9 protein-coding genes and 1 CRISPR repeat array are annotated in these 11219 nt (G+C 66.6%); of the genes, 7 read left to right on the top strand and 2 right to left on the bottom strand.

Annotation, left to right across the window (positions count from 1 at the left end; all coding sequences use genetic code 11):
* The first annotated feature begins 3 nt into the window (after positions 1-3).
* Genes cmr4 through cmr6 form a run of 3 tightly spaced genes read left to right on the top strand, consistent with a single transcriptional unit; the run spans position 4 to position 2427 of the window.
* On the top strand, positions 4-942 hold the full coding sequence (cmr4, locus tag HUA78_RS43470) for a type III-B CRISPR module RAMP protein Cmr4 (RefSeq protein ID WP_174478876.1): 939 nt from the start codon (positions 4-6) through the stop codon (positions 940-942).
* Positions 939-1367, top strand: coding sequence for a type III-B CRISPR module-associated protein Cmr5 (gene cmr5, locus HUA78_RS43465; protein WP_174478875.1), 429 nt, complete (start codon positions 939-941; stop codon positions 1365-1367). The genes cmr4 and cmr5 overlap by 4 nt, the downstream gene beginning before the upstream one ends.
* Positions 1357-2427 carry a type III-B CRISPR module RAMP protein Cmr6 gene (cmr6, locus tag HUA78_RS43460; protein WP_174478874.1) on the top strand — a complete coding sequence of 357 codons (1071 nt, stop codon included), beginning with the start codon at positions 1357-1359 and terminating at the stop codon, positions 2425-2427. Before cmr5 ends, cmr6 begins: the two co-directional genes overlap by 11 nt.
* Here the strand turns inward: cmr6 and HUA78_RS43455 are convergent.
* Positions 2421-3290: a hypothetical protein gene (locus HUA78_RS43455; RefSeq protein ID WP_174478873.1), complete on the bottom strand. Its 870-nt coding sequence runs from the start codon at positions 3288-3290 to the stop codon at positions 2421-2423. The genes cmr6 and HUA78_RS43455 overlap by 7 nt on opposite strands.
* Positions 3291-3398: 108 nt before the next feature.
* Between HUA78_RS43455 and cas6 the strand changes: the two genes are divergently transcribed.
* On the top strand, positions 3399-4028 hold the full coding sequence (gene cas6 / locus HUA78_RS43450) for a type I-MYXAN CRISPR-associated protein Cas6/Cmx6 (protein WP_174478872.1): 630 nt from the start codon (positions 3399-3401) through the stop codon (positions 4026-4028).
* 377 nt (positions 4029-4405) lie between these two features.
* A CRISPR array of direct repeats spans positions 4406-7119; the repeat unit is 36 nt; unit sequence CCGTGGCTCGCCGTGATGCCGGAAGGCGTTGAGCAC.
* 258 nt (positions 7120-7377) lie between these two features.
* Positions 7378-8379 carry a hypothetical protein gene (locus HUA78_RS43445; RefSeq protein WP_174478871.1) on the top strand — a complete coding sequence of 334 codons (1002 nt, stop codon included), beginning with the start codon at positions 7378-7380 and terminating at the stop codon, positions 8377-8379.
* Here the strand turns inward: HUA78_RS43445 and HUA78_RS43440 are convergent.
* On the bottom strand, positions 8297-9253 hold the full coding sequence (locus HUA78_RS43440) for a hypothetical protein (protein WP_174460473.1): 957 nt from the start codon (positions 9251-9253) through the stop codon (positions 8297-8299). The two genes, HUA78_RS43445 and HUA78_RS43440, sit on opposite strands and share 83 nt — an antisense overlap.
* A gap of 468 nt (positions 9254-9721) precedes the next feature.
* Between HUA78_RS43440 and HUA78_RS43435 the strand changes: the two genes are divergently transcribed.
* Positions 9722-10504, top strand: coding sequence for an N-acetylmuramoyl-L-alanine amidase (locus tag HUA78_RS43435; RefSeq protein WP_174458182.1), 783 nt, complete (start codon positions 9722-9724; stop codon positions 10502-10504).
* Between the two features lie 420 nt (positions 10505-10924).
* Positions 10925-11219: hypothetical protein (locus HUA78_RS43430; protein WP_217442833.1), on the top strand; the 295-nt coding region annotated here is incomplete at its 3' end.

Below are 11219 nucleotides of genomic sequence, written 5' to 3'. Positions count from 1 at the left end.
GCCATGGAAAGCCGAGCCTATCTGCTGCAAGCCCTCTCGCCCCTGCACGTGGGCACGGGGCAGAGTGTGGGAGTCATCGACCTGCCGTTGATGCGGATGCGCGCCACCGGCATTCCCATCATCCCCGGCTCATCGCTCAAGGGCGTGCTGCGCGATGCGCGCAAGCATGAGTCGGACACGGGACGCAGTGACGCCATCTTCGGGCCTCGGCGCAAGAAGCCCGGTGTCGAGGGAGACGAGCCCCTGGATTTCGCGGGTGCGCTGGTGGTGGGCGATGCGCGGCTGCTCGCTCTTCCCGTGCGTGGCTTCGTGGGCACGTTCTCGCTCGTCACGTCGCCACTGCTGCTGGCCCTGGCGCGTCGCGACTGGGGAGGGCGGACCGGTGGCACGAGGGCGCCGCCCATGGTGCAGAAGTTGGAGAAGCACACGGCGCGCGTGGCGTCGCGGAGCGAGAGCGTCTGTGTGTCTCGTCGCCCGGGTCAGTCGCCGCGCATCTACCTGGAGGACCTGGACCTGAAGCTGGAGGAGAAGGACGACGCCGAACTCGCCCTCTGGGCGCGCGAGCTGGGGAACGCCCTGCCTCCGGAGGAGCGGGACATGCTCCTGCGCAGGTTGGTGCTCGTCGACGACGAGACGATGTGCTTCCTCTGGGAGACGGCGACACAGGTGGACACGCGCGTGAGCATCGACCCGGACACAGGCACCGCCGCGCAGGGACAGCTCTGGACGGAAGAGAGCCTGCCGGCGGAGACGCTGCTCATGGGCGTGATGGCCGCCACGCGGGCCTGGGACCCGGCGAGCAAGCTGGAGGCGAGCGAGGTGCTCTCGGACGCCCTGGGCGCGCAGGGGACGATGCTGCAACTGGGCGGCAAGGCCACCGTGGGGCGAGGGTGGTGCCGGCTGCTGTCCTGGCAGGGCGGTGGCGCGGAGGGGAAGCGATGAGCGAGCGGACGCGAGAGCAGCAGCGGGCGATTCGGGCGTATGAGTTCGTGACGGCGGTCCCGACGGACCTGCGCGCCGACTACAAGCCGCGCGTGCATGGCCTGGGGGCCTCGGTGCTCCGTGACGGGCTGGCTGCGGCGCTCACCTTCCTGGAGCGCGAGCGAGACCCGAAGGAGAACAGGCCGCTCGAGACGAACGCCGCGATGCGGCTGCTGGACGACCTCGCGAAGTCGCTCGGTGATGCGGGGCTGCCAGGGCTGGAGAAGAACCTTCGCTGGGACGCGCTCCCTGGGAAGGTGCGGGAGTTGAAGCTGGAGGACTACATGCTGGCCACGCGCGAGACGCTTCGGCTGGTGGTGTGGTTCCGCCGCGCGGTGCAGGCCACCTTCAAGGACGAGGGGAAGGGGAAGTCGCATGCGCAATGAGCTGCAGCGGCTCCAGGACGAGCAGCCATCGGGGCCACACCATGCGGGCCTGGCGCATGAACGCTACGCGCCCGAGAAGGATGACAAGGACGCGAAGATTTCACCGTGGCGCAAGTGGTTGTCGTGGATGGAGCTGGCGCGCCAGCCCGAGGACTACGGGGTGGCCTATCGCCGCTGGCTCGAGTCGTTGAAGCAGTGGCATACCGCCACTGTCACCGTGCGGGCCGTGGGCCGGTTGCTGGTGGGGCACGGCATGGCCTCACCTACGGGCGTGGGGCTGACGTTGCACCACACGTGGGGGGTGCCGATGATTCCGGGCTCCTCGCTGAAGGGCGTGCTGGCGTCCTATCTGCGGGCGAAATTCGAGCCTGTGGATGTGGCGGAGGCATGTCGTCGGCTGTTCGGTGTCCCGGGCGACGAGGCCACCGGGACGGCGGCGAGCGCGGGCCAGGTCGTGTTCCATGATGCGCTGTGGGTCCACACGCCTGCGGAGGTCGGGATGTTGTCGAGGGACGTGCTGACGGTGCATCAGCGGTCCTGGTACGAGGGGCGCGACTGGCCGAACGACTACGACTCGCCCAATCCGGTGGCCTTCCTGTCGGTGCGACCTGGAGGACGCTTCCTGGTGGCGCTGAGTCTGGCTCCTGGCGCGGATGAGGACTCCGTCCGCCTCCTGACCTGGGCCGCTGAGCGTTTGCGCGAGGCGCTCAGTGAGTGGGGTGTGGGAGGCAAGACGGCCGCGGGCTATGGGAGGCTGACCTCCGAGGAGAAGACGGTCATCGGTCCTCCTCGCGCGGTGTCTCGTCCTTCTCCGTTGAGGGATGAGTTCCGGGCGTGGGTGGAGGCGAGGCGCGAGGACGAGACTGTGCAGCGCAAGGTGCTCGATGAGTTCGAGGCGAGCTGGCTGGAGAGGTTGTCAGCCCTGCCGCTCGCGGCCCGCGAGGAATGCGCTCAGGCCGTGCGCTCGTTGGTGAAGAAGAATCCCAAACTCCAGGAGCGCCGAGATGCGCTGCTGGCGAGACTGGCGCTCCGCTCGGGAACACCGGCGGGTTCTCAGTGACGATGTGTCGACAGGCCAATGGCCTCACGAAGTGCTCGGAGGGCCGCGTCTGGAGAGGTGAATGCAAGGGTGATGAGCCGCGCCAGTTCTGATTCGTCCATGGCCGCGAGGCGCTGTTCCTCCTCCGGGGACACGGTGAGTTCTCGGGTTCGCGCGAAGGTGACACGGGTCCGAGCGCGCTCCCGGGTCCGTTCGAGGGCTCGTTCCTGTGCGCGCAGTTCATCCCAGAAAGGTGAGTCGATCATGATGCTCCTCAAGGACTGGCTGGGTCGGTGGCTGCCGAAGCGGCGTGACGTAAGGGTACCCAGGACGACGAGCAAATCCAGCCTCTCTTGCGACGAGAGGTCCGTGGCCTGTCGCAACCGGGCCTCGGCCCAGGTCGCGCGCTCGGGCCCCGCTCGTGCATCCAGGACCGAGAGGGGCACGAGTCCGGTGGCCGACTGGAGGGTAGGCTGGGAGAAATCCACCTCCCAAAGTCGTACAACCAAGAAATCAAAGGCAAGCACCTGCCGGCCGCGACAGTGGACGAGGTAGGGCGGAAGGACACCTTCTGCCTCCGGGACGACCAGGAGGACCACGGGCAACACCGGCAGCCCCTCCCGCAGGTGGATGCGCACCGTGTAGTCCAGGAACCTTCGGGCGAAGTCGGGGTCGGCTTGCGCCTGAATCTCCAGCTCCACGGCGAAGCGCTCCGTGGGGGCCTCCACGACCAGGATGGCATCCGCGCGACGCTCGGACTGCGGAAGGCTGGTGTCGGCGGCGTGCACGAAGGTCGGTGCGTCGGAGCCGAAGAGGAGCAGGAGCAGGTGTTCCGGATGGTTCTGCACCAGGCGACGAAGAACGAGGTCGAAGAAGGGTCCCATGCTGGACGTGAAAGGTAGTGCGTGGGTCTGACATCCGTGAGGTAGGGGCCATGGGCTCCAGGCAACCCAGCAATCGCGGCATCCGTCGCGACGATTTCGAGGATGAACATGTCTGTGATTGACCTTGTCTTCCCCGCGCGTGGCGGCGGGGTTCCGCTGGACCATGGCTATGCGTTGTTTTCCGCGCTTTCTCACCGGCTCCCGGGATTGCATGCGCGCAAGGACGTCGGAATCTTCAACCTGCGTGGCACACAGGCGCGGGGGACGTCGCTCCTCGTGGGCCATGGCTCGCTGCGCATCCGCTGTCCGCCGGAGGCCCTGGCGCTTCTCCTCCCGCTCAACGGCGCGACGCTCCCCGTCGGGGATGGGGAAGTCACCTTGGGCGTGCCTCGGGTCTTCTCGCTGGATGCTCCGGTGTCACTGTCCGCGCGGCTCATCACCTTCAAGCACGCGATTGACGACGCGTCGTTCCGCGCCTCGGTCCAGAAGTTCCTCGCGGAGCTGGAGTGCGAAGGGACGGTGCACGTGGGCCGCAGGCGGGTGGTGGCCATCGCCGGGAAGAAGGTGATTGGTTATGCGCTCACGCTGAGCAACCTGTCCGCGCGCTCGTCCGTGCGCCTCCAGGAACAGGGACTCGGTGGGCGGCGCCATATGGGCTGTGGCCTCTTCCTGCCCACTCGGCTGCGGGTGGGAGCGGGGCCTCGGATGGAGGAAGACCGGCCCGGGAGCTTCGCGTGAGTTCGCCGGCCCGACTCCTCGCGAAGAGCGTGCGAGCGGGAGCCGTGCCTGTGCCTCGCGGTTGAGTTGTTAGGCCGTTGGTTTCTGCGGTTTTGTCGCGCGGATGTGAGCCATCATCCTAGTGAAGGCTGTTGATGGAACCGTCGACGTTTCGACGATGCCGGAGTTTAGCGGAAGGTGCGGATGGCTGAAGTTGGAGAATCCAGGGCTAGACGCACGGATAAGTGTTTTTTGATATTTGAATAGATGGTGTCGGGTGAGTGGAACTTGATGTCGGAAGGTGTTGAGGACGCCTGGGTATTGTGAGGCACTCACAGTGGTGTAAGGCGTTGAGCACAGGTCCATCGCGTAGACCTCCGTCAGAATCAGCCGCTTAACCGAGGCTCGCCGTGATACCGGAAGACGTTGAGCACATTTCGGTGGGCGTCGTCGTCACCCACGTCGCCGTGCCCCATTGCTCACCATGGCGCCGAAAGGCGTTGAGCACCGTTTGTCTCGGTCCGTCCCCAGCCAGGTGAGGATCCCCGTGGCTCACTGTGATGCCGGAAGGCGTTGAGAACCTCGCGAAGCGCGAGCGTGAAAACCCGCAGAGGAACGTCTGCCGAGGTTCGCCGTGATGCCGGAAGGCGTTGAGCACTGTCACCTGTCCTGGGGCTGGTTGGTGGTGGGGCCGAGGCTCGCCGTGATGCCGGAAGGCGTTGAGGACGTCTCTTGGAATTTCTTGTCCTCTTGGTCCGCGCCCCGAGGCTCGCCGTGATGCCGGAAGGCGTTGAGCACGTAGCGTCGGTATTGCCGCAAGCGGCGTGGACCGCGACCCGAGGCTCGCCGTGATGTCGGAAGGCGTTGAGCACTACTTGCGGATCTTCGCGCCAGCGTTCTTGATGCCGAGGCTCGCCGTGATACCGGAAGACGTTGAGCACCGCACCGCTGGGCGCCTCACTCGGGCCTCTCTGTTCCCGTGGCTTGCCGTGATGCCGGAGGGCGTTGAGCATTACTGTTTGCGCAGCTCCGCCTCCTCGTTTCCAGCGCCCCGAGGCTCGCCGTGATGCCGGAAGGCGTTGAGCACAAGTATAGCCCGGCACGACGACGTCGCCGTTGGGCGCCGAGGCTCGCCGTGATGCCGGAAGGCGTTGAGCATGCTCGGTGGCACTGGATGGCGCGCATGTTCCTCAGGGGCTCAAGCTCGTCATGATGCCGGAAGGCGTTGAGCACGTCATGCCGCAATTCGGGAGCAGTTCGTCATTCACTTTCCGAGACTCGCCGTGATGCCGGAAGGCGTTGAGCACCAGATTCCCGGCGTATGACTGTGCCCGCTGATGACCCCGAGGCTCGCCGTGATGCCGGAAGGCGTTGAGCACCGGCAGCCGCCGTAGCCACTGAGGAGGACGAGGCCCACCCGAGACTCGCCGTGATGCCGGAAGGCGTTGAGCACGCATCTCGCACCGCTATCAGCAAGAACATACGTGCCGTGGTGCGCCGTGATGCCGGAAGGCGTTGAGCACTACTTGAAGGGGATGTTGAACACGTTCGCCTGATCCGACGCTCGCCGTGACGGCGGAAGGCGTTGAGCACGAACGGTCAAATGACCACAGCTTCTCCGGATGGCGATTCCCGAGGCTCGCCGTGATGCCGGAAGGCGTTGAGCACTGCAGACCGCACGAGCACTCTGCCATGCGGGACGGCCGTGGCTCGCCGTGATGCCGGAAGGCGTTGAGCACTAATTCTTTTTGCGAGGAGCCATCACCCACCCAGCCGTGGCTCGCCGTGATGCCGGAAGGCGTTGAGCACCACGGGTCTCCGTCACGCGGCAGTGGCTCAACCGGAACCGTGGCTCGCCGTGATGCCGGAAGGCGTTGAGCACGTACCGATCTCCCCCGTGATGACCGTGCCGGCGTCCGCCCGTGGCTCGCCGTGATGCTGGAAGGCGCTGAGCACGCTGGGTTGCCCATCTCTTTCGCGCGCTCCAAGACCATGGCGCGCCGTGATGCCGGAAGGCGTTGAGTACTTTGCCTGATAGTCCTGACTGGACTTCAGGGCGTTGATCCGAGGCGCGCCGTGATGCCGGGAGGCGTTGAGCACTCGTACTTCCGGGCCATCATGTTGTCCGGAGTGAACCCCGTGGCTCGCCGTGATGCCGGACGCCGTTGAGCACCCGTCGAACGCGATCTGCACGGTGGTTTCGAGCACGAGTCGAGGCTCGCCATGATGTCGGAAGGCGTTGAGCACCTGGAGGTGATCGACTGCGCCGCCTGCCCGATTGTGGCCGCCGAGGCTCGCCGTGATGCCGGATGGCGTTGAGCACACCGCCTGGATGCCTGCCTCTCCCAGCCGGAGTTGCCATGGCTCGCCGTGATGCCGGAAGGCGTTGAGCACACCGCCTCGGCCAGGTAATGCACGAGGTATGGGCCGTGGCTCGCCGTGATGCCGGAAGGCGTTGAGCACAACTTGTCCCCGTAGATTTCCTTGAAGTTGGCGAACCGTGGCTCGCCGTGATGCCGGAAGGCGTTGAGCACGACTTCACCCCGTGGAACTCGCGGCCGGTGTGGTCCTTCCGTGGCTCGCCGTGATGCCGGAAGGCGCTGAGCACCTGCACCAGAGTTGGCACGGCTCCAATCCGCGAGGTCCGTGGCTCGCCGTGATGCCGGAAGGCGTTGAGCACCCCTCGTCCTCGGCCTGCCGCGCCAGGTCCGTCACCAGCCGTGGCTCGCCGTGATGCCGGAAGGCGTTGAGCACGAGAGGACGTCATAGAGGCAACCGTCCACCTCGTAGCCCGTGGCTCGCCGCGATGCCGGAAGGCGTTGAGCACAGGCAGGAAACCGTGACGACGCCCGCGCAATCCGAGGCTCGCCGTGATGTCGGAAGGCGTTGAGCACTCCTTGCAGGCGCTGCACCTCACCTCGCCGTAGGCCGCCCGTGGCTCGCCGTGATGCCGGAAGGTGTTGAGCACTCGTCGTAGGCTGTGTCACCCGGGTCGAGGTTCAACCGTGCCTCGCCGTGATGCCGGAAGGCGTTGAGCACGCAGCGGTGTTGCTCGGCACCGGCTTGGCCGGCGGAGCCGTGGCTCGCCGTGATGCCGAAAGGCGTTGAGCACCGTCCCACGGTGCAACCCCTGCAACACCGAGCAGCACTTGCACGGACCTCCTCGTGAAACAGTGCAAGACCTGCATCATCCCTACGTCACGGTGCCCCCAATCCCTTGGCACCTGAGTTGCTCTGCGTATCCCCGCTCCGCGATGACACAGGTCCGCACCCCGCGGCCCGCGTCACGGGGACACCGTCGGCGTGCCCTGCGCATATCACCGCGCTCCAGCACGTCGCAGCGACTCACTCACAAGGAATGGGCCCACTCATGCACTCGATGTGTTCACGACAGGCCGTGCGCAACCTGCTGTTCGCACTGCCACTCACCGCCCTCACTGTCGGCTGCGGCGGCGAGCCCCTGGAGCAGCCCACGGACACCGCACCCGTCGCCGGTGACGAGTCCCCGGCGCAGGTCGAGCAGGGCGTCGCCCTCGGCGGCACGTACTGGTGGGGCACCTCCACCAACGGCTTCACCTCCACCGCCATCGGCACCGCCACCAACCGCACCTGCTTCCTCTCTGGCGTCCAGGGCAACCTCGTGCCGCGCGTCACCGGAAGCTGGAGCGGCACCGGCACGTTCATCAGCGGCGGCAACTGGACCGTCTACGTCAGCCAGAACAACAGCAAGGCGCTCTCCACTGGCATCCAGTGCCTCGCCACCGCCGCCAACCGGACGGCCGAGGTGTCCTGGTACCAGGGCTTCGCCGCGAAGCTCCTCGGCGCCGCCACCGCGCAGCGTCGCTGCTTCCTCACCTCCATCGAGGCCTCTGGGGGCTTCAACTCCAACTCGGACTATGTCCGCGTCTGGAGTGACGGCCTCAACTGGTACCTCGGCGGAAACCTCGCGGGCGATGGCGGCGGCAGCGCCGTGTGTGTCGACGTGCCCGAGAACCACGGTGGCTGGCTCTGGGTCGCCGGAGATCCAGGCGGCTTCACCGAGAACCTCGCCTACAACCCCGACAGCGTCGCCTGCCTCCTCTCCGGCATCGGCGGCCACTTCAACACCAGCAGCTACACGGACGGCGTGAGCATCGACTACAACGCCGGTACCCGCTTCTGGGAGATGACCGTCGTCAATGGCAAGCGCGGCTGGGGCAACTGCGTCAAGCAACCCCTGCCCACGACTCCAACCCACGCAACGCCCGGCATCCGGAGCTCACCGCCGATGCCGGGCGTCCTGCCCGCGACTACTTCGCGTCCAGCGCCTCTGCCCAGATGTCCTTCACTCCGCCGATATCGTCGAACACGCAGTGCCCCGCTCCCGCGATGACTTTCTCCGCCAGCGGCACCTCGAACCTGCGGTACTCCGTCATGCTGGCCCGGATGTCCGGGAGATACTCATCCTGGTCGCTGTACAAATAGAACAGCTTCGTCGGTCCGCGCAGCTCGGGCCGGGTGCTGTCCCAGTCCAGCGCGCCACTCCACGGCGCCTCGCCGCCACACCCCAGCGCGTAGATGCCGCGATAGCGACTGCCGTACTTCGGCAGGAAGCTCGCCGTGAGGAACACCGAGCCCCCCGAAGACCCTCCAAACAGGATGGGCTCGTTGTTGAGGTCCCAGCGCTTGCGCAAGGTGTCGATGACCTCCGTCAGCGCCCGCGCATTGTCTCCCGCGACATCCCGGTCCGCGGCTGTCGCGGTGTCCGTACACGTCGTCAACGAGGGCTTCGTCCACCACGCGCACTTGTTCGGCGCGAGCGCTGACACATAGAGCGTGTCGTGGTCGAACGCCCACGGCGCCTGCAGGCGCGGCGCCGTGTTTCCCGTGTGCGCCCGAGCCCCGTCGCCATGCAGGTAGATGGCCAGGTTCAGCGGCACGGGGACGATGCCCGCGCGAGGCTCGACAATCTTCAGCTCGACGCCCGCCACCTGCGCGACACAGAACGTATACGTCTGGTTGGTGTCGTCCACCACCGTGCCCGTCCTGTCACACGGCAGCTTCCCCGTGCCGTGCGAACTGCCCGCATCCGTCCAAGGCCCAGGCCCCGCATCCGAGCCCGCATCCGTCCCGGCATCCGAGCCCGCATCCGTGTCATCCGGAACGCCCGCGTCCGCGCCGGCATCCGTCGGCGGAGAAGGGTCGGGGTCATCCGAGCATGCAGCGAGGGACAGCGAGAGCAGGGCGGCGATGAGGAGACGATGCATGGGGTGTCTCGATCGAAGAATGAGCAGGGGCCCACGCTACCGCGTCCACGTCAAAACGGCGCCCAGACCCGCCACTGTGTTACCCATGCCATGTTCGGACAACACTCAGCGCGCCCGTGAGGTCGTGCTCGCCTGGGCCTGCTCGGCCAGCGAGACGGTGGGCGTCGCGAGCAGGGAGCGACGCGCGCGGCCACTGTGCGGCCAGCTACAGGTCCACGGCGCTCGCGATGGTGCCTGTGGCTGATCCCTGGATGTGTGGTTCCGCCGCGAGGCCATGGCGCGAAGGCGCCGCCGAGGACCTCGATGGGCCGCCCGCGCATTACAGCGTCGCCGGCCTCGAACCGTGAGGTGGTACCGGGAGGAACTCCGGGTGGGTGCGGGGTTCTTTCTCTCGAAGAAACCGCAACTGGGAACACCGGGTGCGCGATAACCCAGTCACGTCGTTGTTTTCCCTGGAGACCACACCCCATGGTTGCTCCGCTTCAGCGCTTTGTTCAGAACACCCTCCTGCGTCCCTTCAGGTCCGAAGAGCCGCGTCCGCCTCCTCCGCCTCCCCAGCCGACGGCGGGCCCTACGCCGAAGCCGGTGGACAGCTTCGAGCAGCCGAAGGCCGCGCGCCCCACGCCCTCTCCGAGCCCGGGCCCGTCCCCCACGCCGCCGCCCGCGCCCGCGGCGCCGCAGCCGCTGACGCCCATCTCCACGGACCCCACCAACCCGACGCCGGAAATGGTCGTCCGCCCCTCCAAGAACTTCAATGACAGGCCCGCGGGACAGGACATCGACTCCATCGTCCTGCACCACACCGCGGACCCCTCGGATGAGAGCAGCCTGGAGACGCTGACGGGCAAGCCCACGTCGGTCATGGGCTGGCTCGAATCCAAGTACAAGGACCTGACGGGCCGGGGCGACGTCAGCTCGCACTACCTGATTGGCAAGGACGGCACCATCTACCAGCTCGTCGGCGACGAGAAGCGCGCGTGGCATGCTGGAGAGGGCTCGCTGCCGGGCAAGCCGGGCGATGTGAATGATCGCTCGATTGGCATCGAAATCGTCAACGAGGGCGACGGCAAGGACGGCTACACCGAGGCCCAGTACAAGGCGCTCGAGCAGCTCGTGCCCTACCTGGCGAAGCGCTACGACGTGCCTGGGGACAACCTGGTCGGTCACAAGGACATCACCGACAAGAAGCAGGACCCCTCGCCCAACTTCGACTTCGACCGCATCCGCCGCGCCACCGAAGCGAAGAACTGACGCGCGACTTCGACGAAGTCACCTCGGGTCCGGGCGGAGTCTCCGCTCGGGCCCGAGGTGTTTCCGGAGGCGCGCGCGGCGGGCACTCTGTTCGGGCTCCCACGTTTCGCACTGCGAATCCGTTCGCCTGGTTGGTTTGATGTGGCTCCCAGAATTCTGGTGAGACCATTCCGTGGGCAGGCGAGGCCCACATGTCAGACATTGCGGGGTGGCTGGTTTTCACCGCGTGTCGCTGCGAGGCGTTGCCGCGCGTCCCTGCCAGTCTTTGCTCTGCATGCGGGCAGGCCTGTTGGTATCTAACGCCTGTTTCCGGATAGGACTCATTCAGCAACTATCCAGACCCCTCAGGAGTGTCGGAGGAAATCGTTTTCTCATTCCTCCGATAATGAGGGGTCGGTTCTGACGAAAAGGGGATGTTCCATGGGCGGTCTGTCACCTACGGGTGGTGGTTCTGGAACTTCGAGCGCTGCAGCGGCCGAGGCCGCGCGTCGCGCCGAGGAAGCTCGGCAACGAGCAGAGGAAGCGCGCAAGGCCGCGGAGGCCGCGCGCAAAGCCGCCGAAGCCGCGCGCAAGGCCGCGGAGGAAGCACGCAAGGCCGCGGAGGCCGCGCGCAGACAGCAGGCCGCCGCGCAGAAGGCCGCCGCCGACGCGCAGAAGAATGCGCAGAAGCCCGGGCAGAAACCGGAGGATGCCCAGAAGACGAAGACGGCCGCCG

The sequence above is a fragment of the Myxococcus sp. CA033 genome (assembly GCF_013336625.1).
GTDB lineage: Bacteria > Myxococcota > Myxococcia > Myxococcales > Myxococcaceae > Myxococcus > Myxococcus llanfairpwllgwyngyllgogerychwyrndrobwllllantysiliogogogochensis.
The sequence above is the reverse complement of the archived record's forward strand: the minus strand, read 5'-3'. Positions and strand labels throughout refer to the sequence as shown.

Coding starts and splice junctions, on each gene's coding strand:
- cmr4 (WP_174478876.1), top strand. CDS start 4: ATGGAAAGCCGAGCCTATCTGCTGCAAGCCCTCTCGCCCCTGCACGTG.
- cmr5 (WP_174478875.1), top strand. CDS start 939: ATGAGCGAGCGGACGCGAGAGCAGCAGCGGGCGATTCGGGCGTATGAG.
- cmr6 (WP_174478874.1), top strand. CDS start 1,357: ATGCGCAATGAGCTGCAGCGGCTCCAGGACGAGCAGCCATCGGGGCCA.
- HUA78_RS43455 (WP_174478873.1), bottom strand. CDS start 3,290: ATGGGACCCTTCTTCGACCTCGTTCTTCGTCGCCTGGTGCAGAACCAT.
- cas6 (WP_174478872.1), top strand. CDS start 3,399: ATGTCTGTGATTGACCTTGTCTTCCCCGCGCGTGGCGGCGGGGTTCCG.
- HUA78_RS43445 (WP_174478871.1), top strand. CDS start 7,378: ATGCACTCGATGTGTTCACGACAGGCCGTGCGCAACCTGCTGTTCGCA.
- HUA78_RS43440 (WP_174460473.1), bottom strand. CDS start 9,253: ATGCATCGTCTCCTCATCGCCGCCCTGCTCTCGCTGTCCCTCGCTGCA.
- HUA78_RS43435 (WP_174458182.1), top strand. CDS start 9,722: ATGGTTGCTCCGCTTCAGCGCTTTGTTCAGAACACCCTCCTGCGTCCC.